Source organism: Micromonospora sp. CPCC 206060 (assembly GCF_036906895.1).
GTDB lineage: Bacteria > Actinomycetota > Actinomycetes > Mycobacteriales > Micromonosporaceae > Micromonospora.
This window is the reverse complement of the sequence record NZ_JBAKHU010000038.1, coordinates 19,885-46,652: the sequence shown is the minus strand read 5'-3', so window position 1 is coordinate 46,652 and position 26,768 is coordinate 19,885. Positions and strand designations below refer to the sequence as shown.

Here is a 26,768-nt window from a genome sequence, read left to right as displayed (position 1 = left end):
GGGAGCTACTCCCCTTCGCAGCCACGAGCCTAACCGATCCCGCTGCCCGCCCGGCGGCGGAGGTGGCCCTGCTCACCCCGGCCGACCGGACCGCCCGTCACACCGCCTGGGCCAGGCTGACCCCGAACAGCCCCCGCCGATCGGTCCAGAACTGCGGTACGGCGAAACCGGCCGTCGCCAGTTCGGCGGCGATCCCCTCCGGGCGGAACTTCGCCGACACCTCGGTACGCAGATCCTCGCCCTCGGTGAAGTCGACGGTGAGGTCCAGTACCCGGACCCGCATCGGCCGCGTGGCCCGCAGCCGCATCTCGATCCACTCCTGCTCCGGATCCCAGAGGGCCACATGGTCGAACGACCCCGGGTCGAAGTCGGCGCCCAGTTCCCGGTTGACCACGTGCAGCACGTTGCGGTTGAACTCGGCGGTCACCCCGGCGGAGTCGTCGTACGCCGGCACGATCACCGAGGGATCCTTGACCAGGTCGGTCCCGATCAGCAACCAGTCCCCCGTCTCCAGGGCCGCCCGCATCGCGGCGAGGAACTCCGCCCGCTCGGCCGGTAGCAGGTTGCCGATGGTGCCGCCGAGGAAGGCGACCAGCCGCCGGCCGCCGGTGGGCAGCCGGTCGAGTTGCCGGGTGAAGTCCCCGACGATGCCGCGTACCCGCAGCCCGGGATAGTCCCGGGCGATCTGCGCGGTGGACTGCCGCAGTGCGCTGATCGAGACGTCCAGCGGTACGAACGTGCCGAGCCCACCGTGCCGGGTGAACGCGTCGAGCAGCAGGCGGGTCTTCTCCGACGAGCCGGAGCCCAACTCGATGAGGGTCTTCGCGCCGGTCACCGCGGCGATGTCGGCGGCCCGCCCGACCAGGACGGACCGTTCGGCCCGGGTCGGGTAGTACTCCGGCAGCCTGGTGATCTCCTCGAAGAGCGCACTGCCCCGGGCGTCGTAGAACCACTTCGGTGGCAGCCACTTCTGTGCTGCGGTGAGCCCGGTGCGCACGTCGTCCCGCAACCCGGTCGCCAGGTCGTGCTCCTCCAGGTAGATCTCCAACGGCTCGGCGCCCATTCAGCTCTCCTTCGCGATCGGATCGGTGTGCACGTACGCGGTGGTGGCGACCACCAGGTGCCCGTCCGGCACGGCCTGCCAGGCGGGGTCGTCGTCGAGCGGTTCGGAGGCGATCAGCACCGAGTCGGGGCCGGAACGGACCGACAGGGCGTGCCCGGCGGCGGTGCCCACCGCCGTCCGTCCGTCGGTGAGCAGCAGGTTCAACCGGGAGCCGGGGGCAGCGGCGGCCACCGCGCGGACCGTCGCGGCGACCGCGTCGGCCGGATCGTCCCCGGCACGCAGCCGGTGCCGGACCAGCGCCCAGAGCAGCGCGGCGTCGGTCGGGGCGTCCAGGGTGAGCAGGTCCCGCACCGGCAGGGCACCGGCGAGCCCGGTCACCGAGTCCGGCCAGCCGGCCACCACCCCGTTGTGGCTGAACAGCCACCGTTCCGCACCGAACGGCGCCGCTGCGGTGGCCACCACCGGCATCCCGACCGTCGCCGAGCGCACCGCGGCCAGCACCGCCCCGGCGGTGGTCACCCCGGCCAGGGCCGCCAGTGCCGGATCGCCCCAGATCGGCTCGGCCCGGCGGTAGCGCACCGGCTGGTCGGCGCCGGCCGGGTACCAGCCGACGCCGAAACCGTCGGCGTTGACCGTGCCGCCGCCGCGCATGTCCCGGGGCGCCCAGGACTGCCGGACCAGCGAGTGCGGCGGTGCGTAGAGCAGCGTGGCGAGGGTGACCGGTGGCCCGAGGTAGGCCAGGTGCCGACACATCAGCCGGGCCCCTCAGCGTCCGGCTTCGTCGGGTCGGGGATCGCGGGCGCAGCGGAACCCGCTGAAGATCTGCCGCCGGATGGGCAGGTCCCAGTTGCGGAAGGTGCCCCGGCAGGCGGCCCGGTCGGTGCCGAAGGAGCCGCCGCGCAGCACCCGGTACGTGTCGCCGAAGAAGACCTCGGAGTACTCCCGGTAGGGGAAGGCGGTGAAGCCCGGGTAGCCGGTGAACGGGGTGGACGTCCACTCCCAGACGTCCCCGATCAGCTGGTGCACCCCGAGCGGGGACGCCCCGGCCGGGTACGCACCGACCGGCGCCGGCCACAGGTGCCGCTGCCCGAGGTTGGCGTGCGCGGGCGTCGGATCCCCGTCGCCCCAGGGATAGCGGCGGGACCGGCCGGTGGCCGGGTCCCAGCGGGCCGCCTTCTCCCACTCCGCCTCGGTGGGCAGCCGCTTACCGGCCCAGGCGGCGTACGCCTGGGCCTCGTAGCAGCAGACGTGCACCACCGGTTCGTCGTCGCGGACCGGAGACCAGCGGCCGAAGCGCAGGTACGACCAGTCGTCGCCGTCACGCTGCCAGTGCATCGGGGCGGTCAGCCCGGCCACGCACCGGTGCGCCCAGCCCTCGTCACTCCACCAGCGCGGGTCGTCGTACCCGCCGTCGGCGATGAACGCCCGGTAGTCGCCGTTGCTGACCGGGGCCGCGTCGATGAGGTACGCCGGCAGGTGCACCCGGTGGGCGGGGCGTTCGTTGTCCAGGGCCCACGGGTCGGTCGCGGTACCCATCTCGAACGGTCCGGCCGGGACGAACACCTCGCCGCGTACCGGGCGGGCGGCCGGCGGGGGCGGTGGTGCGGTGAGCACCGGCGGGCCGATCCGCAGCTGGTGGGTGGCGAGCATGGTCTCGTCGTGCTGCTGTTCGTGCTGGACGATCATTCCGAAGGCGAACCCGTCGGCCACCAGGGGCCGCTCGTCGAACCGCACCCGGTCCAGCAGGTCGAACACCTTGTCCCGGACGGTACGCAGGTAGGCGCGGGCCTCGGCCGGGGGCAGCAGGGGCAACGCGGGGCGGTCCCGGCGGGGCTGCTTGAACGCGTCGTAGAGGTCGTCGATGTCGTGCCGGACCGGTTCCCGCCCGCCGACGTCGCGGACCAGCCACAGTTCCTCCTGGTTGCCGACGTGGGCCAGGTCCCAGACCAGCGGTGACATGATCGTCGAGTGCTGGCGCATCAGGTCGTCGGCGTCGACGGAGTCGGTGAGCAGGGCGGTGCGCTGCCGGGTCCGGGCCAGTTCGGCGGCGATCCGGTCGCGCAGCTGCGTGTCGGGCAGGCCCGACGGCCCTCCGGCGGTCGGCGGGTGGACGGCTGGGGTGGTCACCGGTGTCCCCTTTCCGCAGCGGCGATCCGGCGCCGCAGGTCGTCACTGATCTCGGTGCGTCGGTCGGCCGGCAGGCCGGTCCGGTCCAGGTCACGAAGGGCCAGGCCGAGTACGGTCGCGGCGGCCCGGGACAGCGCCGGGTCGGTCAGCCCGTGCCGGGCCGCGCTGTCCCAGCGGTCGGCCACCGGCAGGCAGGTCGCCGACACCTCCGCCACCGTCGCCGGGTCGGCCAGCAGGGCGGTGAGTACGGCGACCGGGGTGAGCCAACCCCGTCCCGGCTGGGCGTCCAGGTAGCGGATCTCCAGGTAGCCGCGGGGTCGTACCGGCGGGAAGAGGGTGCTCAGGTGGTAGTCGAGGTCGTCGGTGGTGGGTGGGCGGGGTAGGGCACCGCCGATCCAGTCGGCGAAGGTGACCCCGGCCGGGGGTGTCCAGTCGGTCCGGTCGGCGCGCAGGCAGAGCAGTGGCGCGTCGAGGGCGTACCGGATCCAGGCGTCGACCGGGTCACCGGTCGCGGTGGGTGACCAGACCGGGCTGGTCCGGGCCGGGTCGATGTGCAGCCAGGCGGCCATCCGGGCGGAGGCCCAGCCGGTGTGCCGGCCGTTGTGCCGGCCGGCGGTGGCGAACGCCGCGATGAGCGGTGGTCCGAGCGCGTGCGCGGCGACCCAGCGGGCGGCGACCTGCCCGGGCTCCCCGGCGTCCAGGCAGACCTGGAGGCCGGCGGTGCTGTACATCATGGTGCGGCCGGCCGGTCCGCGCCGGTCGAAGACGCACCGCATGGCGCGGTAGCGCGGGGTGTCGACCACCGGACGCGGTGGTCGGTGCGGATCGATGCCGCTGCCGCCGAGGGCCAGCCCGGCGGTGGCCAGCAGCTCGGTGAGCGTGGCGAGGTCGGCGTCGGTGGCGTCGGCCAGGGCGGCCAGGGAACGTTGGGGGCGGGTCGAGATCTCGATCTGGCCGCCGGGTTCGACGGTGACCGCACCGCCCCGGGGCAGCAGGTCCGCGTCCCGGTCCACGCCGAGGGTCTGCGGGGCGTACCGGCCGAGTGCGGTGCGCAACCGGTCCCGGGACACCGGACGGGCCGGGTCGACCGCGTCGTGGACGGTCCATTCCAGCTCGGTACCGGTGTAGGTGGGTGGGCCGGTCTTGAAGCAGATTCTGGCCAGGTGCCGCTCGGCGGCGCCGACCTCGCGCAGCACCTCGGTCCGGTCCAGCCCGGGCGACGTCACCACCGGCAGTCCCCCTTCCGCCCAGGGAGCGGCTCCGGCCGGTAGAGGCGACCGGGGCTCCTCCTCCCCTGTCTAGCAGATGGTGAGACTAAACGCCTGCGGTAAACAGACAGGTACCTTCCGATGACAGAGCGGGTCAGCGCGGGCCGGGGGTGAGCTGGCTGCCGGTGCGGATCGGGTTCTCGGTGGGCACCCTGCTGGGGCGGTCCGGACGCTCGGTGGGCCGCTGTGCCGGCTCGGGCGGGGTCTGGAGCAGCTGCCGGCAGTACCCCTCCACCTGCTGCTGCCCTCCGGCGGCGACCACCAGTTGGCGGTAGCGGGGTGAACTGATCTCCCGGGCACGTTCGGCGCTGCCCTTGCTCAGCAGGGCGGCGCAGAGCCCCCGTGCGTCGAGGTCCCCGGAGCTGGGGCGGGTGGTGCCGGTGGTCAGGCTCGGGACGCCGGATGTCGTCGGGGCCGCCCCGGACCGGGTCGTGGTGGTGGCCGGTGCGGTCGACGTGGCCGCTGCGGACCCGCTCGGGGTGACCGGGGTCGGGGGCGGCGTCGGGCTGCCGGTACGGCCGAGACCACCGGCGGCCACGGCCACCCCGGCCGTGGCGACCGTGGCGAGACCGGCGATCCAGGCGACCGCGCCGGTACCCCGTCGACGGGACGACGCGGGCGGGGTCGCCGGTTCCGGCGCAGCGGCCCGTATGGTCCGGAACGCTGCCATGGCGGCCTCCTCCCCGGCGAGTTCGTCGGGTTGTGCCGGTGCAGCGGCGGCGGCCAGCAACCGGGCCAGGGGATCCGGGTCGGCGCCGGTGGGCGGTGTCGGGCTGTCGAGGAGCCGGTCGGCCGCATCCCGATCCGGCCGACCGGAACGGCGGAATCTCATCTCTTCCCCTTCAACGTCTGCCGTCCGTCGGCTCGACGTCGGAGCCGTGGGGCGCCGGCGGGGCGGGGACGGAACGGGGGGCCGGTCGGGTGACGGTCGCCGCCGGGTCGTCCTGCTGGCGCAGTTCGGCGGCGAGCCGACGCAGGCCCCGGTGCGCTGCGGTACGGACGGCACCCGAACGGCGGCCCAGGACCCGCCCGGCGGACTCCGCGTCCAACCCGATGACCGCCCGCAGCAGCACGGCCTCCGCCTCCCGCTGCGGCAGCCGGGCGATCATTTCGATGGCCGCGCGGGTACCCAGGCGTTCACTCGCCCGCTCGGCGGTGTCGGAGGTCGCGGGGAGTTCGCTGAGTTCCTGCACCGGGACCGGGACAGCCGGCCGGCGCCGCTCGCGACGCAGATGGTCCAGGGCCCGGTTGCGGGCGATGGTGACGGTCCAGGCCCGGAACTCCTGGCCGGTGAAGGTGGCGAGGTCCCGGGCGACCTGGAGCCAGGTTTCCGAGGCGATGTCCTCGGCGTCCGCGCCGACCAGCGCGGTGAGGTAACGCAGCAGGCCGGGTTGCAGGGTCCGGTAGAGCTGCCGGAACGCGGCCTCGTCACCGGATTGCGCGGCGCGGACCACTGCGGTCAGGTCAGTGCCCATGGCCGCTCCACCGGGACCTGCCAGTGGGCCGGGCCCCCGCGACCCGCACTCGACACGGCCGGTATGTGACCAGCACCATCAGCCCCCTGCTGCATCGATCCCGGCCCGTGTCGCAATGATCCCGTCCGCGGGGCACCACCGGTCCCGACGGGATGCCCCGGCGCGGCACCGTCCGGACGGCGTGCGCCGTACGCGGCCGGTGTCCCGGAGCGGCCCAGGGCGCGGTCAAGGTTAGGGGTACGTCCGGCTACTCACAAGTTGCGGTCCTCCGTCGGAACAGTGAGATATCTCCATCAGTCCGGCCGGTGAGTTGACGTAGCACTGCCGGATCAGCTAGCGCCGCCACCGGAACCAGCTCTCGGTAACCTGTGGACACCCCCGCGCTGAGCAGCCCGTTCCACGCCGACCGGGGCGGCGGGCGGAACAACCCCGCCACGCACCCTCGGTAGTGGCGTCGTGACGGAACGGGGTCGCCGGTTGGCCGGCGGAGCGAACGGATCACGCCGCCCGACCGGAGCGGTATCGCGGTGGGGTGCGGCCCCGCGTAGTCGATCACCAACCTGGGTACCGTAATGCGGTGCTGTCTCCAGAAGTCGTACTCAGCGATCGTTACCGGTTGAACGAGCGGATCGCCACCGGTGGCATGGGTGATGTCTGGCGTGGCACCGACGTCGTACTCGGCCGTGAGGTCGCGGTGAAGGTGCTGCTCCCGGCGCTGGTCTCGGACCCCGACTTCATCGCCCGGTTCCGGGCCGAGGCCCGGATGATGGCCGCGCTGCGGCACCCGGGCATCGTGCAGGTCTACGACTGCGGCGAGGACGCCCTGCCCGACGGCGGCCGGGCCGACTACCTGGTCATGGAGTTCGTCGACGGCGAGCCGCTGTCCCGACGGATCGAGGCGGCCGGGCAGTTGGGCGTTGCCGAGACGATGTCGGTGGTCGCGCAGGCCGCCCAGGCGTTGCACGCCGCGCACAACCGCGGCATCGTCCACCGGGACGTCAAGCCGAGCAACCTGCTCGTGCAACCGGACGGCACGGTCGTGCTGGTCGACTTCGGCGTCGCCCGCTCCGCGAGCGTCACGAGCATCACCAGCGCCAACGCGGTACCCGGCACCGCGCTCTACATGGCACCGGAGCAGGCCGCCGGCCGCCCGGTGTCGGCGGCCACCGACATCTACGCGCTGGGCGCGGTCGCGTACTGCTGTCTGACCGGCAGCCCGCCGTTCACTGGGGACAACCCGTTGCAGGTGGCGGTCCGGCACCTCGATGACGAGCCGGCCCCGCTGCCACCGGAGATCCCCACCCCGGTGGCGGAGCTGGTGTCCCGGGCACTGGCCAAGGACCCGGCGGACCGGTTCCCGAGCGCGGCGGCGTTCGCCGAGGCGGCCCGCACCGCGCGGCAGGCAGTACCCGGCGGGCCGACGGCGGCCGGTGCCGGTGCCGGTGCCGGTGCCGGTGCCGGTGCGACCACGGCGGGCCCGGGCCCCCACACCCTGACCGACCAGCCGGCGGTGGTCCCCGGTGCCGCCGCCCGGCCCCAGGGGCGCCGGGCCGCACTGGCCGGCGCGGTCGCGGCGGCGCTGGTCGGGTTGACCGGACTGGCCGTCGCCCTGAGTTTCCAGTCCGACGCGAACCCGCCCGCGACGAACCTGCCGCCGCAGCCCTCGGCGCCCAGCGCCACCGTCGAGGCGACGGCCACCGAGTCCGGGCCGACCGAGTCGGACCGGCCGGACCGCCCGACCGGTCCGCGTAGCACGCCGAGCGCCTCACCGACGGTGGTCCCGACCGGCGGACCGAGCGGCCCGGCGGTGCCCGAGCCGACCCCGACCGGTACCTCCGGGCCGGTCGAACCCACCGCCGAGCCGACCGACCCGGTCCCGTCGGACCGGCCGACCGACCAGGTACCCAGCCCGACGGCGGGGCCCGGCGGCGAGGGCGGCACCACCGAGTAGACCACCGGCGGGTGGGCCGTCGTCGCGTTCCGGCACCGGGTGTCCGTTGCCGGCGCGGCGTACAGTTCGAACAGGGGCTGAGCAGAGCCTTCCGACCGGCCTCACCCCCGTCGATGGGTGCGGATGCGGGGCCTGCGTAGGGTAGGGACGTGCCACTATGGATAGCCGCGATCTGGGGCCTGGTCGGCAGCGGTGTCGCCGAGGCGCTCAACCTGTACGCGATGATGCGCCCGAGCACGGAGTCCAAGGGGCGCTGGCAGTGGCCCTGGCGGGACCGCCGGGACCGGCCGATCGTGCTGCTCGCCGTGTCGCTGCGCACCTTCGCCGGCACCGGTCTGGCTGCTGCCGCCGGGGCCGGTGGGGTGGCCGACGACCCGTTCGCGACCTTCATCCTCGGGGTCACCGCCCCGCTGGTCATCGCCAAGATGTTCGACCAGATCCGGATGCTCGACCAGTCCTCCGGCACCGAGCTGGACACACCGGAAGGGCACGCGGATGACGGCGCATGACGGTTTCCTGGCCCGCCTGGTGGACGCCCTGGCCGCCCGGCCGTCAGCCACCACGGCGTCCTACCCGCTGCCCACCCGTACCCGGCTGGCCGCCGCGCTGGCCGCCCGGCCGGTGACCCGGGCCGCCCCGCCCCGGCCGGCCGGCTTCGACGTGGCCCGACTGCACGCCGACGCCGCGCAGGGGGACAAGCTGCTGGACCGGGTCAAGGCCGTCCTGGCCGGGCTGCTGGACACACCCCCCGACCAGCTCCGGATGGACTCCGACGGCAACATCGGCATCCGCGCCGGCTCCGCCATGATCTTCGTACGGGCGCAGGAGGATCCGCCGCTGGTCGACGTGTTCTCTCCGCTGCTCACCGGGGTGCAGCCCAACGAGAGCCTCTACCGGCGGCTCTCCGAGCACACCAACGACCTCTCCATCGGCCGGGTGTACTGCACCGGCGACACCGTCTGGGCCTCGGTCCCGGTGGTGGGTGAGGACTTCCAGCCCAGCCACCTCGCCATGGCGGTACAGGACATGCGCGACCTCGCCGACGATCTCGACGACCGGTTACGGGCCGAGTTCGGCGGCAACCGGTTCTTCGACTCGGCCCCGGCCGGGCTCTTCGCGGTGCCCGATCCCACCAACTACCTGCGCCGCCTCGCCGCCCGGGGGGCCGGGTCGGCGCGCAGTGTCCTGGTCGAGCTGCTCGCCGAACGGGGCCGGCTCGGTGAGCTACGGTCCCTGGCCGACGGCGGTGACTGGCACGCGGCGACCCGGCTGGCCGGGCTGCTGCACGCCGACGGCCAGGACGTGGAGGCCGAGCGGTGGTGGCGCCGCGCCGCGGACCAGGGTGAACCGAGCGCCCGGGCGGAGCTGGCGACGCTGCTGGCCACCCAGGGTCGCGCCGACGACGCGGTACCGGTGCTGCGGGCGGCCCTCAACGACGACGACTGGAGCGCCGCCGGACCGCTGCTGCGGCTGCTGACCCGGCAGGGGCGGCTGGACGAGGTGATCGACGTCCTGCGCGGGCGGCGGGCCCGGCCGGCGTGACGCATCGACCGACGAGTGGGCCGGCGCGACGCCGCCACGGGTGACCGGACCGGCCCGACCGGCACCGGCGGACACCCGGCCCGGGGTGCCCGGGGCGGCCCCGGCGGGTTGGTAGGCTCGGCGCGCCGTCGACCGGCAGGAGATCCGTCGCAGTGTCCGAGCAGCCCGCACCCCGTCCGTCGCAGCCGCCACCCCACCCGTCCGACGACGGACGGCGTCACCTGCGCGCCGACTGTGCCCGGTGTGTCGGGCTGTGCTGTGTGGCACCGGCCTTCGCCCGGTCGGCGGACTTCGCCGTCGACAAGCCCGCCGGGCAGCCCTGCCGGAACCTGGGCGCCGACTTCCGCTGCGGCATCCACACCGAGCTGCGGCAACGGGGCTTTCCCGGCTGCACGGTCTTCGACTGTTTCGGCGCCGGCCAGCAGGTGGCCCAGGTCACCTACGCCGGGCAGGACTGGCGGACCGCGCCGCAGCGGGCCGGGGAGATGTTCGGGGTGTTCACGGTCATGCGTCATCTGCACGAACTGCTCTGGTATCTCACCGAGGCGCTGACCCTGGCTCCGGACGCCCCGCTCGTCACCGAGCTGGCCGCCGCGCGGGAGCAGACCGGTGCACTCACCGCCGGCACCCCGACCGAGCTGCTCGCGCTGGACGTGGTCGATCTGCGGCAGCGGGTGAACGGACTGCTGCTGCGCGCCAGTGAGCAGGCACGGGCCGGCAACGGTCGCCCCGGGCCCGACCGTCGGGGCGCCGACCTGATCGGGGCCGACCTGCGTAACGCGGACCTGCGCGCGGCCAGCCTGCGCGGGGCGTACCTGATCGGCGCCGACCTGCGCCACGCGGACCTGCGGGGAGCCGACCTGATCGGCGCCGATCTGCGCGGGGCGGACCTGCGGGGCGCGGACCTGCGGGGGGCGATCTTCCTCATCCAGTCGCAGCTCGACGCGGCACGCGGCGACCGGACGACACGGCTGTCGGCGTCGCTGGCCCAGCCGGCGCACTGGGGGACGCTCCCGCTCACCCCGGTCCGGCGCGGCCACCCCGGGCGGGACCGGCGGGCCCGGCCGGCGTCCGGACGCCGCTGAGGCACCGCTGAGGGGCGCCGGCCATCGTCGGCCGGGCCGGCTCGGTCAGGACCCGGCGAGCGGAAACTGGTACGTCTTCGCCCAACGCTGGCCGGCGACCAGCCGGACCGCACCGGTCCGCAGCTCGTACGTCACCGACCAGCGGGTGTGCGACTGCGCGACGTCCGCCAGGATGCCGAGGGCGGCGGTGGCGTCGGCCCGGCCACCGGAGCGGGTCAGCGCCGCCTCGATGGTGGCGTACCGGCGGTCGGTGCGCAGCTTGTCGGCAGGTACCCCGATGACCGGCACGTTGGTCAACGCCTGCCAGGCGCCGGTGCCGCGCTGCACCCGCATCCGCCCGTCGACGAACTCGACCACGGCGGACGCGCCGCTGGCGTCGGCGAGCAGATAGTGCAGCGGCGGTCCGCCCTCGAAGTCGAGGTTGTAGCGGCCGAAGATGGCCACCGCCTCGTCGACCGTGGCGGCCTGGTCGAGCACCAGCCGCTGGATCCGGACACTGCCCACCTTCGGTTTCCCGGGCTCCGGCGTCGCGGTGGCCGCGTCGTCGGCGGCGAGCCCGATCGCCAGACCCCGTTCGTTCATCCCGTCGAACGGCAGCAGCGGTGCGTCGAGCAGCCGTCGGTCACCCGGTTGCGGCGCGTCGTCGATGCCCAGGTAGCGCAGATCCACCACGGACACGCTGGCGTACCCGTCGGGCGGGTCGGTGTGCAGCAGCAGCGCCGGGTGCGGATCCCAGTCGAAGTTGCGGGCGAACAGCGGCCGGTCCCGGTCACCGGAGGCGACGAAGATCGAGCAGCCGAACGGCGACGTCGGTGCCGGGTCCAGGCCGGTGGTCGGGTCGTAGTCCCCGGTGTAGGTCATCTCGTACAGCGGCAGCTCGTCGACGCGGCGCAGGCTGGCCAGGGTCCGGTCGACCTCGGCCGGGGTCTGCCGGGACGAGCCGACCGGTGGGGTGGCGGCGGAACCGGTCGGGGTGGTCGCGGAAGTCGGCGCCGCAGCGCCGTCGGCGCACCCGGCCACCGCCGCCAGCAACACCCCGGCGAGCACCGTACGTCGTCGCAGAACCAGCCCTCGTCGCATAACCACAGAACGCTAGAAGCCCGCCTTCCGGTTGTCCAGCCGTTGTGGACGGTTGGCCCGCCGGAGCGCACCGGTGTGGACGGTCAGCACGTTTCCCGCCGCCCGGTCCGGGTATCTGACCGGTCGAGGGACACGAGAGGGGCGGAGTCGAGGGACACGGAAGGGGCGGACATGAAGCGGACCGAATACCACGTGGTACCGAACAGTGGCCGGTGGAAGGTCGAGCAGGGCGGCCGGGAGGTCGGCACGTACGACACCAAGCAGGTGGCGGTCGAGGCGGGCCGGAAGGCCGCGCGGACCAGCGAACCCAGCCAGCTTGTCGTGCACACCGCCGACGGGCGGATCGAGACCGAGTACACCTACCAGGGCGACCCGTACCCGCCGGCCGGCTGAGCCGCGCACCTGATCCTCCGTGCCCGCCCTCTCCTCCCGGGGCGGGCACGGTCGTGCGGGACAGGGCTGGTCAACGGCCGATGTGCGATGATCCGCCGCCGTGGCGCCCGCCCGGCGTCAGGTGGCGGGGATCCGGGCCAGTTGGGCGTCGATGGCCGGGCCACTGAGGTCCGGACGCCCACCGGGGTGCCCGACCGAGGTGCCGGCCGCCGCGACGGCGTACCGGGCCAGGTGTTCCGGCTCGTCGCCCCGGAGCAGGCCGGCGGTGAGGGCGGCGACGAAGGCGTCCCCGGCACCGGTGGTGTCGACCACCCCGGTGTCGCTGAGCGGCACGACGAGCGACCGGTCCGGCCAGACGAACACGTTGCCCACCCCGTCGACGGCCAGGGCGACCAACCGGGGACCCCGGCGGAGCAGGTCCCGCCCGGCCCGCAGCGCCGCGTCCGCGTCGGTGAGGTCGGCGCCGGTCAGCAGCCGGGCCTCCCGCGCGTCGGCCCGCAGCACGTCGGCGGCGGCGAGCAGGTCGTCAGCCACCGCAGGGTCGGTGGGCGCGCCGTCGAGCACCACCAGCCGGTCGGCGGACCTCGCCTGCCGGGCCACCGCCAGGGCGACCGGCGGGGGCTGCTGCAACTGCACGAGTACGCCCCGGGCGGCGCGTACCGCTCCGGCGGCATTGGCGACGTCGGCCCCGGTGAGCAGGGTGGCCGGCGGGATGTCCTGGATGTAGCGCCACGAGCCGTGCCGGTCGACGAGGTCCACGATCAGCGGTCGGGCTGCCGGGGCGACGGATGGTCGTACTGGTGTCGATGCCGTCGCTACGAGCCTGCGCCAGCAACCGCTGGCCGACCTCGTCGTCGCCGACCACACCGAGCAGTCCCGGGGTGAGGCCGAGTTGCGCCAGCGCGACCGCCTGGTTGGCGCCCTTGCCGCCGAGCAGTTCCCGACGCCGCCGGACCTCGGCGGTACCGCCGGCTCCGGGTACCCCGTCGACCAGCAGCACGAGGTCCCGCGCCACCTGCCCGGCCACCAGCACGTCCACCGCCATGGCAGGACTGGTACCCCGGCGGCGGCGTTTCACTCCGCAGGGTCGGCCGGGCCGGTGGGTCCGGTCGCTGGTCCCGGGAATGCGACGGGCCCGGGCCGACCGGCCCGGGCCCGCAGGTGCACCCCTCAGCGGGGCGCGTCGACGCCGACGGCCTTGGCGATGTCGTCCAGGATCAGGTGGGCACCCTGCACGCCGATGCCGGTCATCCAGGTGTCGTCGCTGACCGGGATGACACGCTGGTTCTTCACCGCGGTCAGGCTGTTCCACAGCGGGCTGGCCTGGAAGGCGGCCTGCTGGGTCTTGGCCGGGTCACCGTAGGCGCAGACGAAGACGTAGTCGGCGTCCGCCTTCTCGATCAGCTCCGGTCCGATCTCGGTCATCACCGCGGAGGCGTCCTGCTGGCTGGCCGGGCGGGCCAGGCCGGCGTCGGCCAGGACGGTACCGCTGAAGCTGCTGGGCTGGTAGAGCCGGGTGGGGCCGTCGACGAACCGGACGATCGAGAAGGTCGGCATGGTGCCGTTGTTCTTGGCCTTGGCCGCCTCACCGAGGGCCTTGGCCCGGGTCCGGTACGCGGTCAGCGCCGCCTCGGCCTCCTTCTCCCGCCCCATCGCCTGGGCGAACAGGCCGATGTTCTGCTGCCAGCCGCTGCCCGGGGCGGCGGCGAAGACGGTGGGGGCGATCTGGCTGAGCCGGTCGTAGATCTTCTCGTGCCGCTGCTTGGAGGAAATGATCAGATCCGGCTTGAGCGAGAGGATCTTGTCGATGTTCGGCTCGGCGAGCGGGCCGACGTCCGGCACGCCCTCCAGCTCGGCCCGCACATGGGCCGGGTAGGTCTTGTTGACCGGGTCGACGGAGACCGCGGCGATCGGCTTCACCCCGGCCAGCAGGGCGGCACTGGCCTCCGGGGTGTCCAGCACGACCACCCGTTCCGGCTTGGTCTTGATGGTGGTGCTGCCCATGGCGTGCTGCACGGTACGCGGGAAACCGGCCGCCGCGTCGGCCGGCGCCGAGTCGGTGTCGGTGTCCCCACCGCAGGCGGCGGTGAGGCCGAGTACGGCGCCGAGGGCGAGCGCGGCGGTGAGCCGGCGCAGGGTGGCGGAACGCATGTGGAGCCTTCCTTCGATGAGCTGAGAAATCAGTGGGTAGAGGTGCCGGCGGGCTCGGGAACCGGTCGGCGCTGCGGGCGCCGGTCGTGCGGCACCACCAGGGGCGTGCCGGTGACCGGGTCGGGAATGAGGTCGCAGGGCAGGTCGAACACGTCGGTGACCAGGTCGGCGGTGAGTACCCCGGCGGGTGGGCCGGCGGCCACCACCCGACCGGCCCGCATCACCACGAGCTGGTCGGCGTACCGGCACGCCTGGTTGAGGTCGTGCAACACGGCGACCGCGGTACGGCCCTCGTGCACCAGGCCGGCGACCAGGTCCAGCACGTCGAACTGGTGCCGGATGTCGAGGTAGGTGGTCGGTTCGTCGAGCAGCAGCAGCGGGGTCTCCTGGGCCAGGGTCAGCGCGATCCAGGCACGCTGGCGCTGGCCACCGGAGAGTTCGTCGACCTCACGGGACCGCAGCGCGACGATGCCGGCCCGGTCCAGGGCCCGGTCGACGGCCTCCTGGTCGGCGCGGGTCCAGCCGCGCAGCAGCCCCTGGTGCGGGAAGCGACCCCGGCGGACCAGTGCCTCCACGGTCAGCCCGGCCGGTACCGCCGGCGACTGCGGCAGCAGGCCGATCCGCCGGGCGACCTCCCGGGTGGGTACCCGGCTGATGTCGGTGCCGTCGAGCAGTACCGCGCCCCGGGTCGGCGCGAGCAGCCGGACCAGCCCGCGCAGCAGGGTGGACTTGCCGCAGGCGTTCGGCCCGACGATGACGGTGAACCGCCCGGTGGGCAGGTCGACGTCGACGCCGTCGACCACCACCCGCCCGTCGTAGGCGAGGGTGAGGTCGCGGCCGGTCAGCTCGGTCACGTCATGCCTCCCTGCGGTGGTGCCGCCAGAGCAGCCAGAAGAAGAGCGGGGCGCCGACCGAGGCGGTGACCACTCCGGCCGGCAGCGCGGTGGGCAACGCGTGCTGGGCGACGACGTCGGCGGCGAGCAGCAGCGCCGCGCCGAGCACCACCGCGAGCAGCAGCGTCGCCGGGCTGAGCGGGCCGGCGATCAGCCGGGCCAGGAAGGGTACGGCCAGCGCCACGAAGGGCAACGGCCCGGCCAGGGCGACCGCGACAGCGGCGAAAGCGACGGCGACCGCGAGGATGCCGGCCCGGGTGAGGCGTACCCGCAGGCCGAGACCGGTGGCCAGGTCGTCGCCGAGGTCGAGCACGCCGAGGGCGCGCAGCAGGAGCAGGGCGGCGGGCAGCAGCACGGCCAGCGCGCCGGCGGCGACCGCCACCTCCGACCAGGTCCGGTTGTAGAGGGTGCCGATGGTCCACATCACCGCCTGCTGGACCACGTCGTCGGGCCAGCGCAACAGCAGGAACGTCTTCATCGCGTAGAGCCCCGCCTGCACCGCGATGCCGATGAGGACCAGCCGGTCGGCGCCGATGCCACCGCGCCAGCCGAGCACCGCGAGCAGCAGGGCGGCGGCCACCGCGCCGAGCAGGGCGCCACCGGGTACGAACAACCCGGGTACCCCGAGCACGATGCTGGCCACTGCGGCGACGGTGGCACCCATGTTGATGCCGATCACGTCGGGTGAGGCGAGCGGGTTGCGCAGCAGCGACTGCAGCAGCGCACCGGCCGCCGCGAACGCCGCCCCGGCCAGCAGGGCGGCCAGCACCCGGGGCAGCCGCCACTGCTGGATCACCAGCAGATCCGCCTGGGGACCGGCGCCGACCACGGCGCGGGCAGCCCCGGCCAGGCCGATCGGGTAGTCACCGAGGGTGAGCGCCCAGGTGGCCAGCAGCGCGGTACCGGTGAGCAGCGCGGCCACCAGCAGGCCGACCAGGCGACGGGTGGGGGCGACGGTGGCCGGGGTGGCCGTTCCGGGTACCGGCGGGCTGACGGTGGTGGTGCTCATGTGGCCACCACCCGGGCCCGGCGGGCCAGCATGATCAGGACCGGCGCGCCGAGGAACGCGGTGACGATACCGACCTCCAACTCCAGCGGGATGAGCACGATCCGACCGACCACGTCGGCGAGCAGCAGCAGGGTCGGGCCGAACAGCGCACAGGCGGGCAGGAGGATCCGGTGGTCCGGGCCGACGAGTTGCCGGGCCAGGTGCGGGGCGGCCAGGCCGATGAAGGCCAGCGGGCCGGCGGCGGCGACCGCGCCTCCGGCGAGCAGGGTCACTGCGAGGGCGCCGAGCAGGCGGTAGCGGACCGGGTCGAAACCGAGCGCGGCGGCGGCGTCGTCGCCGATGGCCAGGGCGTCCAGGGGCCGGATCAGCAGGACGGTGAGCAGGCCGCCGACGACGAGGAAGGGCAGTACCGCCAGGAGCACTCCGGTCGGGCGGCCGGCGAGCGAACCGGCGATCCAGAACCGGGCCTCGTCGAGGGTGCGCTCGTCGAGCGCCATCAGGGTGCTGGTCCAGGAGAAGGTGGCGGCGGCGAGCACCGCGCCGGAGAGCGCCAGTCGGACCGGGGTGGCGGTACCCCGCCCGGCGCCGGCGAGCAGGTACACCACCACGGCGGAGACGGCGGCCCCGGCGACGGCGAACCAGACGTAGCCGTGCGGGCTGGTGATGCCGACCAGGTAGATGGCGAGCACGACCGCGAAGGCGGCACCGTTGCCGATGCCGAGCACCTCCGGGGAGGCCAGCGGGTTGCGGGTGAGGCCCTGCATGACCGCCCCGGCCACGGCGAACGCGGCGCCGACGGCGAGTCCGAGCAGGGTCCGGGGCAGCCGGATCTCGCGGATGATGATGTGTTCGGGCGTTCCGGCGAAGTCCCGCAGCGCGTCCAGGGTGACTGTCGGGCTGATCGCGCGGGCGCCGACGAAGAAGCTCAGGGCGACCGCGCCGAGCAGCGCGGCAGCGCCGATGACCAGCCAGCCCGCGCCGGTACGGCGGGTGGCGGTGCGGGCGGTGGACAACGGGAGCCTCTCGTCGGCGGGGTGTCGGGCGGACCGGACCACCGCAGGCTATAAGGTGAGCCTAACCTTGGTCAAAAGGGGGTTCCGTGCAGCTTCCGCCGTCCGCCGCCGGCCGACCGTCCCTCCCCGTGGACCAGCTCCCACCTGGGGTGCGGGCCGCCCTGTTGGCCCGGGTCGGTGGACCGGAGCCGGTCAGTGGCTACCTCTACGACCCGGCGGTCGCGGTGGACCGGGCCACCGCGCTACGCGCCGCCCTGCCCGACTGGGCCCGGGTCTGCTACGCGGTGAAGGCCAACTCCCATCCTCCCCTGGTCGCCGCACTCGGCGCCCACGTGGACGGGTTCGAAGTGGCGTCGGCCACCGAGGCTGCGCTGGCCCGTCGGGTACGGCCGGACGGCCTGCTGGTCGCGGCCGGACCGGCCAAGACCGAGGCGTTGCTGACCGCCCTGGTGTCGGCCGGTACCGACGTGGTCAACGTGGAGAGTCCGCTGGAGCTGCACCGGGTGCAGGCGGTCGCGGCGCGGGCGGGTCGGCGGGTCGAGGTGTCCCTGCGGGTCAACCCGGACGTGGTGACGGTCACCGGTGCACTGGCCATGGGCGGTGCCGCGACCGCGTTCGGCATCACCGAGGCGGACGTACCGGCCGCGCTGGCCCTCGCGGCGACCCTGCCCGATCTGCGGGTGGCCGGCTTCCACGTGCACGTGGTTGGCAACAACCTCGACGCCGGGGCCCACGCCGCCTACGTACGTTGGTGCCTCGACTGGAGCGCCCGCACCGCCGCCGTCCACCGGATCGAGCTGCGTACCGTCGACGTGGGCGGCGGGCTGGGCGTACCGTTCGACGGCGGCGACGGCTTCGACCTGGACCGGTTCGGTGAGCTGCTCGCCGGGCTGACCCCGCCGGCCGGCTGCCGGGTGGTACTGGAACCGGGCCGCTGGCTGGTCACCGACGCCGGCTGGTACGCCGCCGAGGTGGTCGACGTCAAACACAACCACGGCACCTGGTTCGTGGTGCTGCGCGGGGGGATCAACCACTTCGCGTTGCCAATCTCCTGGGACATCCCGCACCGGTTCGCCGTGCTCCCGGTCGACGACTGGCCGCACCCGTACCCCCGACCGCAGGTCGACGACGTCCCGGTCACCGTGGTCGGCGAACTCTGCACCAGCGAGGACACCCTGGCCCGGGACGTGACGGTGCCCCGGGTGCGCGCCGGCGACCTGGTGGTCTTTCCGATGGCCGGCTCGTACGGCTGGGAGTTCGCCCTGCCCCACTTCCTCAGCCACCCGCCCGCCCGGCGCTGGCTGCTGCGCTGATCCGGCAGGCCCGGCCCGCGCGCCCCCGTGCGCGGGCCGGGCCTGCCGTGGCGTGCCCAACCGGCCTACTCGGCCGCCTCGACGACGTCGAGATCGATGACCTGGTAGAAGGCGTTGCCGGTGTCCGCGACCTCCCAGACCGCGAGCAGGACGTGGTACCCGCGGTAGGTCCCGGGGATCTTCACCGTGTGCACCGTCGGGTCCGGCGGCACCAGGTCGTGCTCCCAGTACGGCTGCGCCGGGTAGAGGATGGTCTGGACCGCGTCGGTGGCGAACTGCGCCCGGGTCAGTTTCTCGGCCGGATCCCAGTCCGGGCGGGTCAGGAAGTAGTTCCACCGGCGGGTCTTGTGCGGGGCGTGGTACGTCCAGCTCAGGGTGACCGCCTCCCCCGCCACCACCCGGTGCTTCTCCCAGTCCGTCCGGGGCTCGTCGAGCAGCGCCGCGAAGTCCTTGCCGGCGCTGGCGACCTGCCCGTCGGCCGGCGGTACGGCGTTGGGCTGGTCGCTGGGCGCGAACGGATCATTGAGACCGCTCTCGGTGGCGGGGAAGAACTTGCCCGCCTCAAGCCCGTTGGCCTGCCATTCGGCCAGGTAGATCATGGCACGGGAGCGAGGGCTGGAGATCGCCCCGTGCCGGGACTCCCCGCGCTGGTGGCCGATCAGGCCGGTCGCCTCCCCGCCCGTCCCTCCGGCGTGCTGGGGTTCGGTCTGCTGCGTGGTCACATGGTCCTCCCTGCTGTCGTCCGTGGCGGCCGTGCGCCGTCACCGTCGTGTGGGGGTGGGTAGCGGCGGCAATCCGGGAAGAAATGTCGGGGGCCGAGTTGACGCCGCGCCGGAGGCGGCCGGTTACTCAGGAAATAGCCATCGACCGTTTCGTGCAAAACAGCGTCATGGCGATATTCGATGGTGACGCCATCGGGACCGGCGGGAAAGAATGCAGAGCGGGAAATAGATCAGAGGATCACGTACTCGACCGGATCACGAGGGCGTTTCACCTGGCCAGGCCTGTCACCACCCGATCCGGAATCCTCCGCGCTCCGTCGACGAAAGGCTATAAGCCGCCACCGGGCACGTCAAGGACGAAATGGGCGCCACTCCGGAACCATGCAATCGGAGTGGCGCCGAAATAGCCGACGAGGGCCGCCCGACAATGGATGAGTCGAATGGCCCTCGCATTCATCCGGGCTATACGTCTGATATCGCCGCCGGTGGCAATTCCACCGATCCGATACTCTCCCGGTCGGCTACCCGTACCGGCGGACGATCAGTAGTAGCCCTTCCCGCCGTCGAGCAGTTCGCGGATGGCGTCGGCGTGGCCGGCGTGCCGGGCGGTCTCCTCGACCATGTGGATGATCATCCAGCGCAGGGACGCCTGCGCGGAGGTGAAGTCCGGATGGCGACCCGGCTCGTCCAGGGAGTGCGCCGCGATGATCTCGTTGGACCGGGCGCACTGCTGTTCGTAGTCGGCGAGCAGGTCCGCCAGCGGGACACCGTCGACCATCATGTCGGCGTCCGCCGGGTCCTGCCGGAACTGCGGACCGTCGGCGGGCCCGCCGAGGAAGAGCACCTCGAACCAGGCCTGCTCGGTCCACCTCAGGTGGGAGACGATGCCGGCCATCGTCATCAGGGGGGAGGTCGGCAGGACCGGCCGGTGGGCGTCCGCGTCGGACAGCCCCTCGCACTTGAAGTGGACGATGGCCCGTTGGAGGTCGAGCCAGCCGACCAACTGGGTCCGCTCGTCGGCGATGAAGGGGGGACGGATCCGGGAGAGGGTCATGACCAGCGACGCTAGCCCGACCGACGGACCGGCCGCCGCCGGTTTTCCGACCGGTCGCCGGGGAGCGCGGCCCGTCCACCCCGTGTCTACAGTGGGCGGCGGGTGACCCGCTGGGCAGGAGAACCCGGCGTCCACTATCCGACCGCTGTGCGCTGGTCGGATCGACCACCGACACCCCTAGGATGTCGCTGGGTAACCACAGTTGGTGAGGAAGTATGAGGTGGCGCGTCCTCGGCCCCGTCGAGGTCACCGTGGACGGGCAGGTCCTGCCGATCAGTCGACCGCAACAGCGGGCCGTGCTGGCCCTGCTGCTGCTCAACGCCGACCGGGTGGTCTCTGCGGGGCACCTGGTCGAAGCGCTCTGGGGTGACGACCCGCCCGCCAGCGCGCGGACCCAGGTCCAGGTCTGCGTGTCGCAGATCCGGGCCGCGCTGCGGTCCGCCGGCCTCCCGGAGGTGCTGGTCAGCACCGGTGGCGGGTACCGGCTGACGGTCGCCGACGACGACTTCGACCTGGCCCGGTTCACCCACGCCGTGGCCGGGGCTCGCGCGGCCATCGGCGCCGGTCACGCCGAGGAGGCGGCCCGGCAGTTCGCCACGGGTCTGGCCCTCTGGCGCGGCCCGGCGCTGGCCGGCGCGGCGGGGACGTTCGTCCGGTCCGCCGCGGACGGCCTCGACGAGCAGCGGCTGACCGCGTACGAGCAGCTCGCCTCGGTGGAGTTGTCACTCGGCCGGTACGACAGTGTGCTGCGGACCCTCCAGCCCCTGGTCGCCGCGCATCCACTCCGGGAAGCACTCGTCGCCCGGTGCCTGCTCGCGCTGGCCGGCACCGGCCAGCAGGCCGCCGCCCTGCGGCTGTACGCCGAGACCCGGGACCGGTTGGTCGAGGAACTGGGCGTCGAACCGGCCACCGAGCTGGCCGAGGCGCACCTGCGGGTACTGCGCCAGGAGGTGGCGCCCGCCGTCGTACCCGAACAGGTTCCCGGACCGGCCACGGCGCCCGCGCAACTGCCGGGGGACCTGGCCGGGTTCACCGGCCGGACTGCGGCGCTGCGCGAACTGGACCGGCTGCTGCCGGCCACGGAGACCAGCCCGGGGGCGCAGACCGGCCGGGCGGTGGCCATCTCCGCGATCGGCGGCACCGCCGGGGTCGGCAAGACCACCCTCGCGGTGCACTGGGCGCACCGGGTCGCGCACCGGTTCCCGGACGGGCAGCTCTACGTCAACCTGCGCGGCTTCGACCTCGACGGCCGGGCCGTCTCCCCCGACGAGGCGCTGCGCGGCTTCCTGTCCGCGTTGCACGTCCCGCCGCACCGGATCCCGAACGACCTGGACCAGCAGGCCGCCCTCTACCGCACCCTGCTGGCCGACCGGCGGATGGTGATCGTGCTCGACAACGCCCGCGACTGCGACCAGGTACGCCCCCTGCTGCCCGGCGTCGGCGGCTGCCTGGTCGTGGTGACCAGCCGGGACCGGCTCACCGGCCTGGTGGTGACCGAGGGTGCCCACCCGGTGACGTTGGACCTGCTCTCCCCCACCGAGTCCCGGGAACTACTCGGGCGGCGCCTCGGCCGGGACCGGGCGGCAGCCGAACCGGACGCCGTCGACGAGATCGTCAGCCGGTGTGCCCGGCTGCCCCTGGCACTGGCACTGGCCATCGTGGCCGCGCGGGCTGCGGCGAACCGCACCTTCCCGCTGGGCGCGCTCGCCGCCGAGCTGGCCGAGTCCGCCGGGCCGCTGTACGCGCTGGACGCCGGTGACCCGGCGACCGACGTACGGGCGGTCTTCTCGTGGTCGTACCGGATGCTGGACACCGACGCGGCGCGGCTGTTCCGGCTGCTGGGGCTGCACCCCGGACCGGACGTGGCGCTGCCGGCGGTGGCCAGCCTGGTCGGGCTGCCACCGGCCCGGGTCCGTCCGCTGCTGGCCGCGCTGACCCGGGCCCACCTGCTCGTCGAGCCGGTACCCGGGCGGTACGCCCTGCACGACCTGCTCCGGGCCTACGCGGCAGAGCTGTGCCAGACCGACGACGGCGACGCCGAACGCACCGCCGCCCGGCACCGCCTGTTCGACCACTACCTGCACGCCACCCACGCGGCGGACGACCTGCTCGACCCGTACCGGCTCGCCCAGCCGGTCGCGCCCGAACCGGCCCGCCCCGGGGTGACGGTCGACGCCCGGACCGACCACGCCTGGGCAACCCGGTGGTTCGGTACCGAACACCAGGTGCTGCTGGGCGCGGTCGCGCAGGCCGCCGCCACCGGGTTCGACGGGCACGCCTGGCGGTTGGCCGCCGCCCTGACCACCTACCTCGACCGGCGGGGACACTGGCCCGAGCTGGACGCCGTGCAGCGCACCGCACTGCACGCCGCGCAGCGGCAGGGTGACCTGGCCGGGCAGGCCCGGGCCCACCGGGGACTGGCCATCTGCTGCACCTGGCTCGGCCGGTACGACGAGGCACACCGGCACTACCGGCGCGATCTGGACCTCTACCGCGAACTGGCCGACGACACCGGGCAGGCGCACACCCACCTGGGGATCAGCTGGGTACTGGCCCGCGAGGGCCGGCACCGGGAGGCGGTGACCCACGCGGACCGGGCCCTGACCCTGTACCGGGCCACCGGATACCGGGTCGGGCAGGCCAAGGCGCTCAACAACCTCGCCTGGTTCCAGGCCCGGCTGGGCGACCACCGGCTGGCACTGGCGTGCTGCCGGCAGGCCCTGGAACTGCACGAGGAGACCGGGGACCGGCACGGCGTCGCGTTGGCCTGGGACAACCTGGGCTACGTCCGCCACCAGCTCGGCCAGCACCAGCGGGCGCTGGCCTGCTACCGCCGGGCACTACTGCTGCACCGGGAGCTGGGCGACCGGTACGACGAGGCCGAGGTGCTGGAGAACATGGGGGACACCCACCAGGCCGCCGGGGACCGCGCCGCCGCACGGCACGCCTGGCGGGACGCGCTGGCCATCTTCGACGACCTCGACCACCCCGACACCGACCGGCTGCGGGCGAAACTGGACAGTCATCCCGGATACCAGGCACCGCCGCCGGTGCGCGGGGTGGCGCTGCTGGCCGCCTCCGGCGGCGGCGACCCGTCCTGACCCGTCCTGACCCGTCCTGACCCGGGCGCATCAATCGGCGATCGACGCGATGGGAGGCCCACCCCGACCAAAGAGTTGATCATGAAGTTGTTGTCGCGACACGCCGGGGTAGGTGACGACAACTTCATGATCAACGCGAACGGTCCCCGTCGGCCGGGTGAAGGTCGACGCCCGCTCTCGGTCACCCGAGGCGCGCCCGGCTGGTCACCAGCGTTCGAAGCCGCGGTGCCGTTCCCAGTCGGTGACCGCCCGGCCGTACTCGGCCAGTTCGGCCCGGGCCGCCGCCGCGTAGTGCCGGACCACGTCGGCACCGAACGCCGACCGGGCCAGCCCGCTGCCCTCCCAGAGCGCCACCGCCTCGGCCAGGGTGGCCGGCAGCCGGGGCAGGTCGGCCCGCTCGTTGGCGTTGCCGGTGACCGGCGGTGGCAGCGGCAACGCGTTGTCGATGCCGTACAGCCCGGCGGCGAGGATCGCGGCGACGACCATGTACGGATTGGCGTCCCCGCCGGCCACCCGGTGCTCCAGGCGCAGCGAGTCACCGGCCCCGACCACCCGTACCGGACAGGTCCGGTTGTCCCGCCCCCAGCCCACCACGGTCGGTGCGAACGAGCCGGGCGCCAGCCGCTTGTAGGAGTTGACGCCGGGCGCGAAGAGCAGGGTCAGCTCCGGCAGGACGGCGAGCTGCCCGGCCACGAAGTGCGCCATCAGCTCCGACATGCCAGCGGTCGGGCCGGGCCGTCCACTCCCGACGGCCCCGACCCCGGCACTGGTCCCGGCGCCGGGAGCCGCGAAGGCGGGCGTGCCGTCGGTATGCCGTAGGGACAGGTGCACGTGACAGGAGTTGCCCTCCCCCGCGTCGTACTTGGCCATGAAGGTCACCGCCACCTGCTCCTGGGCGGCGATCTGCCGTACCCCGGTCTTGTAGAGCACGTGGTTGTCGCAGGTGGTCAGCGCGTCGGCGTACCGGAAGACGATCTCGTACTGGCCGGGATGGCACTCGCCCCGGGCGGACTCCAGGCGCAGCCCGGCCCGCTTCATCTCCCGCCGGATCCGCCCGACCACCGGCTCGATGCCGGTCACCCCGGTCAGCGAATAGTCCACGTTGTGCCGGGTGGCCGGGCGCAGCCGGCGGTAGTCCCGGTCGTACGCCTCGTCGAAGGGTTCGGCGAAGAGCAGGAACTCCAGTTCGGTGCCGGCGTACGCGACGAGCCCCCGCTCCGCCAACCGGTCGAGCTGCGCGGTGAGGACCCGGCGGGGCGCGAACGGCACCAGCCCGCCCGATGTGGACGGCGCCGGTCCGCCGGTGGCGTCCGGGCCGGTGGGTTGGTCCGTCGGCCAGCGGGCGTCGGCGATGACCAGCGCGGTCCCCGGATCCCAGGGCAGCTCGCGCAGGGTCACCGGGTCGGGGGTGAGCAGCAGGTCACCGAAGCCGCTGCCCCAGGCGTCGAGCGCGTACCCGGGGCCGGTGTTCATCTCCACGTCGGTGGCGAGCAGGTAGCCGCAGGCGGCGAAGCCGTCGGTGAGGACCCGGTCGCAGAAGTGTTCCGCGTCCAGCCGGCTGCCCTGCAACCGGCCGGCCAGGTCGGGCACCGCCACGATGACCGTCTCGATCCGCCCGGCCGCCACCTCGGCCCGCAACCGGTCCACCGGCAGCGGCACAGGCAGCGGCTCCGGAAGCGGCGTGGGCGCTGCCCCGGCGGGCCCCGGCCGTGGCGCCGGGACCGGCGGTGGGAAGGGCCGGCTCACCGGTCGACCGCCGGGTCGTGCAGCGGGTTGACCACCGGGGCGGCCGGCACGTCGAAGTGCGCGTCCCGTTCGGCCCGGTCGTGGTAGCCGCCGGGCAGCAGCCGTTCCCGGTTCAGGCAGACCAGGGGGAAGGTCGGGGCGAGCAGGTCGAAACGACGGTGCCGGTCGGCCGGTTCCGGGAACCGGGACCGGTACCCGAGCACCTGCTCCCGGACCAGCGCCCAGAACTGCTCCTCGGGCACGTCGAGCTGCTCGGCGGCGAGCGGGGCGAGATGGCGGAAGTGGCCGAACAGCAGCGACTTGACCACCGACCCGCGCAGTTCGTCGTCGTCGCAGCGGATCAGCACCGCCCGCGCCTGGTCCGGCAGTCCGGCGTACTCGGGCAGGTCATCGTGGAGCAGTTTGAGGTCGTCGACGAAGTCCTTGACGGCCAGCCGGACCGGCACGTCGGTGTGGTCGTAGACCACCGTCGCGTTCTCCCCGTGCGGGTTGGTGCCGATCCCGTATTGGTACAGCAGGTGCAGCAGCGGCGGCAGGACGGCGGCGAAGAGCGCGGCGAGCCACCGCTGCGCGGACAGCCCGGAACGGGCGACCAGTTCGGCGACGAAGGCCCGTCCGGCCGGGTCGACGTGCAGCAGCGCGGCGAGGGTACGGGCCCGTTCCCCGGGGGCGAGGGCGGCGGCGACCGGCTGCCGCCAGATCGCGCCGAGTAGCTGCCGGTACCGGTACGGCGCGTGCGGCAGTTCGGTGTAGACCGGATGCCGGACCGAGACCGCGGCGACCTCACCGGGCAGGATCAGCCGGCACTCGTCACGCAGGAACGGGTCGGCGTCGCGCAGCGCGTGCAGCCACGTGGTGGTCGGCGGGGCGGCCCGGACCAGCTCGTCCGGGATACCCCGGTAGACCATGGTGTTCAGGATCGACAGCGGCAGCTTGACGTCGAACCGGTCCGGATGGTCGAGGTTGCCGAAGGTACGGATCGACTGCTGCGGCCGGTACCGGTCGGGGGCCTCGCCGAGCGGTACGAGCAGCCCGGTGGCGAGCTGCCCGGCGTAGAGCGGCACCACCACCTCGTCCCACTGCCAGCGGTGCACCGGCAGCCAGACGTAGTCGGCGGGGTCCACACCGGCAGCGGTGAGCAACCCGGTGAACCGGGTCACCGTCGCCGCGTCCAGCTCCCGGGCGACCAGCGCGTCCGCGTCCAGTCCGGCCACCCCGTGGTACGTCGCCAGGGACCGGTGCGCGGCCAGCCAGCACAACCGCATGGTGGGGCGGGCCTCCGGGGCGTACGCCGCCCGGTCCGGGTCGGAGAAGCCGACCCGTCCCTTGTTGGCGATCAGCCAGGGGTGGCCGCCCTGGTGTCCCTCCAGTTCCAGGTGGGGCAGGTCGGCCAGCTCGGCGACCGGCCGGCCGGTGGCGAGCAGGTGCGCGTCGGCGGTGAGGGTGGCGGTCAGCTCGCCGACGGTCAGCGCGGTGACCGCCGGGTCCAGCCGGTGCCCGGCGTGCAGGTCGAGCAGGAGGCGGTACGGGTCGGCCGGGCCGGTGCCGTCGGCGGTGCACCGGGTCAGCGAACCGGGGTCGACGCGCCACGAGCCCAGGGCCAGCGGCCGGCCGGTGAACCGGTACGTCACCTGTGGCGCGACGGTGACCTGGTAGGTGCCGGGTTCGACCGGCTCGGGGGTCAGTGCCTGTTCGAAGGCGAGTTCCGCGATCATCTTGGCGGCCAGCGTGGCGCTGGCCCGCTGCCAGTGCTGTGGGGTCAGCTCGGGTGGGGTCCGCACG

23 protein-coding genes and 1 pseudogene are annotated in these 26,768 nt (G+C 73.9%); 7 read left to right on the top strand and 17 right to left on the bottom strand.

All coding sequences use genetic code 11. The features are described from left to right. Window positions 1-97 precede the first annotated feature (97 nt). The 6 genes from egtD to V6U90_RS21815 form a co-directional block, all read right to left on the bottom strand. Window positions 98-1,063, bottom strand: a complete 966-nt coding sequence (gene egtD, locus V6U90_RS21840; RefSeq protein ID WP_334439684.1) for an L-histidine N(alpha)-methyltransferase — start codon at window positions 1,061-1,063, stop codon at window positions 98-100. Then, window positions 1,064-1,816 (bottom strand): ergothioneine biosynthesis protein EgtC, encoded by a 753-nt coding sequence (egtC, locus tag V6U90_RS21835; RefSeq protein WP_334439682.1) that lies wholly within the window; start codon window positions 1,814-1,816, stop codon window positions 1,064-1,066. Window positions 1,817-1,828: 12 nt separating this feature from the next. Continuing rightward, the gene (gene egtB / locus V6U90_RS21830) at window positions 1,829-3,142 is read right to left on the bottom strand and encodes an ergothioneine biosynthesis protein EgtB (RefSeq protein WP_334439732.1); all 1,314 of its coding nucleotides are present in this window, start codon (window positions 3,140-3,142) and stop codon (window positions 1,829-1,831) included. 44 nt (window positions 3,143-3,186) lie between these two features. After that, a complete protein-coding gene (egtA, locus tag V6U90_RS21825) occupies window positions 3,187-4,419 on the bottom strand; it encodes an ergothioneine biosynthesis glutamate--cysteine ligase EgtA (RefSeq protein ID WP_334439680.1) in 1,233 nt (410 codons plus the stop codon). A gap of 133 nt (window positions 4,420-4,552) precedes the next feature. Beyond that, window positions 4,553-5,290, bottom strand: a complete 738-nt coding sequence (locus tag V6U90_RS21820) for a hypothetical protein (protein ID WP_334439678.1) — start codon at window positions 5,288-5,290, stop codon at window positions 4,553-4,555. A gap of 10 nt (window positions 5,291-5,300) precedes the next feature. After that, complete coding sequence (locus V6U90_RS21815) at window positions 5,301-5,933, bottom strand: RNA polymerase sigma factor (protein WP_334439676.1); 633 nt, start codon at window positions 5,931-5,933, stop codon at window positions 5,301-5,303. A gap of 577 nt (window positions 5,934-6,510) precedes the next feature. On the opposite strand from V6U90_RS21815, the gene V6U90_RS21810 reads away from it, so the two are divergent. From V6U90_RS21810 to V6U90_RS21795, 4 genes are all read left to right on the top strand, one after another. After that, window positions 6,511-7,884: a protein kinase domain-containing protein gene (locus tag V6U90_RS21810; RefSeq protein WP_334439673.1), complete on the top strand. Its 1,374-nt coding sequence runs from the start codon at window positions 6,511-6,513 to the stop codon at window positions 7,882-7,884. A 149-nt stretch (window positions 7,885-8,033) separates the two neighbouring features. Then, window positions 8,034-8,393, top strand: coding sequence for a hypothetical protein (locus tag V6U90_RS21805; RefSeq protein ID WP_334439671.1), 360 nt, complete (start codon window positions 8,034-8,036; stop codon window positions 8,391-8,393). Continuing rightward, a complete protein-coding gene (locus V6U90_RS21800; protein WP_334439668.1) occupies window positions 8,380-9,426 on the top strand; it encodes a T3SS (YopN, CesT) and YbjN peptide-binding chaperone 1 in 1,047 nt (348 codons plus the stop codon). Before V6U90_RS21805 ends, V6U90_RS21800 begins: the two co-directional genes overlap by 14 nt. Before the next feature lie 152 nt (window positions 9,427-9,578). Further along, entirely contained in the window at window positions 9,579-10,511 is a 933-nt protein-coding gene (locus V6U90_RS21795) for a pentapeptide repeat-containing protein (RefSeq protein ID WP_442933642.1), read from the top strand. A 45-nt stretch (window positions 10,512-10,556) separates the two neighbouring features. On the opposite strand, the gene V6U90_RS21790 is transcribed toward V6U90_RS21795, so the two are convergent. After that, entirely contained in the window at window positions 10,557-11,591 is a 1,035-nt protein-coding gene (locus V6U90_RS21790) for a linear amide C-N hydrolase (protein ID WP_334439666.1), read from the bottom strand. A gap of 171 nt (window positions 11,592-11,762) precedes the next feature. Between V6U90_RS21790 and V6U90_RS21785 the strand changes: the two genes are divergently transcribed. After that, entirely contained in the window at window positions 11,763-11,984 is a 222-nt protein-coding gene (locus V6U90_RS21785; protein ID WP_334439664.1) for a DUF2188 domain-containing protein, read from the top strand. 117 nt (window positions 11,985-12,101) lie between these two features. Here the strand turns inward: V6U90_RS21785 and V6U90_RS21780 are convergent, their stop codons facing one another. The 6 genes and pseudogenes from V6U90_RS21780 to V6U90_RS21755 form a co-directional block, all read right to left on the bottom strand. Continuing rightward, window positions 12,102-12,743, bottom strand: coding sequence for a PfkB family carbohydrate kinase (locus tag V6U90_RS21780; protein ID WP_334439662.1), 642 nt, complete (start codon window positions 12,741-12,743; stop codon window positions 12,102-12,104). Between the two features lie 67 nt (window positions 12,744-12,810). Further along, window positions 12,811-13,029: pseudogene (locus V6U90_RS21775) on the bottom strand (carbohydrate kinase family protein); the annotation flags it as partial. A 125-nt stretch (window positions 13,030-13,154) separates the two neighbouring features. Continuing rightward, window positions 13,155-14,135, bottom strand: coding sequence for an ABC transporter substrate-binding protein (locus V6U90_RS21770; protein ID WP_334439659.1), 981 nt, complete (start codon window positions 14,133-14,135; stop codon window positions 13,155-13,157). 29 nt (window positions 14,136-14,164) lie between these two features. Next, entirely contained in the window at window positions 14,165-14,989 is an 825-nt protein-coding gene (locus V6U90_RS21765; protein ID WP_334439657.1) for an ABC transporter ATP-binding protein, read from the bottom strand. Between the two features lies 1 nt (window position 14,990). Continuing rightward, the gene (locus V6U90_RS21760) at window positions 14,991-16,037 is read right to left on the bottom strand and encodes an iron chelate uptake ABC transporter family permease subunit (protein ID WP_334439654.1); all 1,047 of its coding nucleotides are present in this window, start codon (window positions 16,035-16,037) and stop codon (window positions 14,991-14,993) included. Next, window positions 16,034-17,050 carry a FecCD family ABC transporter permease gene (locus V6U90_RS21755; protein WP_334439651.1) on the bottom strand — a complete coding sequence of 339 codons (1,017 nt, stop codon included), beginning with the start codon at window positions 17,048-17,050 and terminating at the stop codon, window positions 16,034-16,036. Before V6U90_RS21755 ends, V6U90_RS21760 begins: the two co-directional genes overlap by 4 nt. Before the next feature lie 128 nt (window positions 17,051-17,178). Here V6U90_RS21755 and V6U90_RS21750 point away from each other — a divergent pair, with 128 nt between their 5' ends. Further along, the gene (locus V6U90_RS21750; protein ID WP_334439649.1) at window positions 17,179-18,363 is read left to right on the top strand and encodes an alanine racemase; all 1,185 of its coding nucleotides are present in this window, start codon (window positions 17,179-17,181) and stop codon (window positions 18,361-18,363) included. Window positions 18,364-18,428: 65 nt separating this feature from the next. On the opposite strand, the gene V6U90_RS21745 is transcribed toward V6U90_RS21750, so the two are convergent. Together V6U90_RS21745 and V6U90_RS21740 are read right to left on the bottom strand one after the other, a co-directional pair. Continuing rightward, window positions 18,429-19,085, bottom strand: a complete 657-nt coding sequence (locus V6U90_RS21745) for a lytic polysaccharide monooxygenase auxiliary activity family 9 protein (RefSeq protein WP_334439647.1) — start codon at window positions 19,083-19,085, stop codon at window positions 18,429-18,431. Window positions 19,086-19,626: 541 nt separating this feature from the next. Continuing rightward, entirely contained in the window at window positions 19,627-20,139 is a 513-nt protein-coding gene (locus tag V6U90_RS21740; RefSeq protein WP_334439644.1) for a DinB family protein, read from the bottom strand. 215 nt (window positions 20,140-20,354) lie between these two features. Here V6U90_RS21740 and V6U90_RS21735 point away from each other — a divergent pair, with 215 nt between their 5' ends. Then, a complete protein-coding gene (locus tag V6U90_RS21735) occupies window positions 20,355-23,240 on the top strand; it encodes an AfsR/SARP family transcriptional regulator (protein ID WP_334439641.1) in 2,886 nt (961 codons plus the stop codon). Window positions 23,241-23,444: 204 nt separating this feature from the next. On the opposite strand, the gene V6U90_RS21730 is transcribed toward V6U90_RS21735, so the two are convergent. Both V6U90_RS21730 and V6U90_RS21725 read right to left on the bottom strand, forming a co-directional pair. Beyond that, the gene (locus tag V6U90_RS21730; RefSeq protein WP_334439638.1) at window positions 23,445-24,899 is read right to left on the bottom strand and encodes a glutamine synthetase family protein; all 1,455 of its coding nucleotides are present in this window, start codon (window positions 24,897-24,899) and stop codon (window positions 23,445-23,447) included. A gap of 83 nt (window positions 24,900-24,982) precedes the next feature. Continuing rightward, the gene (locus V6U90_RS21725; protein ID WP_334439635.1) at window positions 24,983-26,767 is read right to left on the bottom strand and encodes an IucA/IucC family protein; all 1,785 of its coding nucleotides are present in this window, start codon (window positions 26,765-26,767) and stop codon (window positions 24,983-24,985) included. Between the last annotated feature and the right edge of the window lies 1 nt (window position 26,768).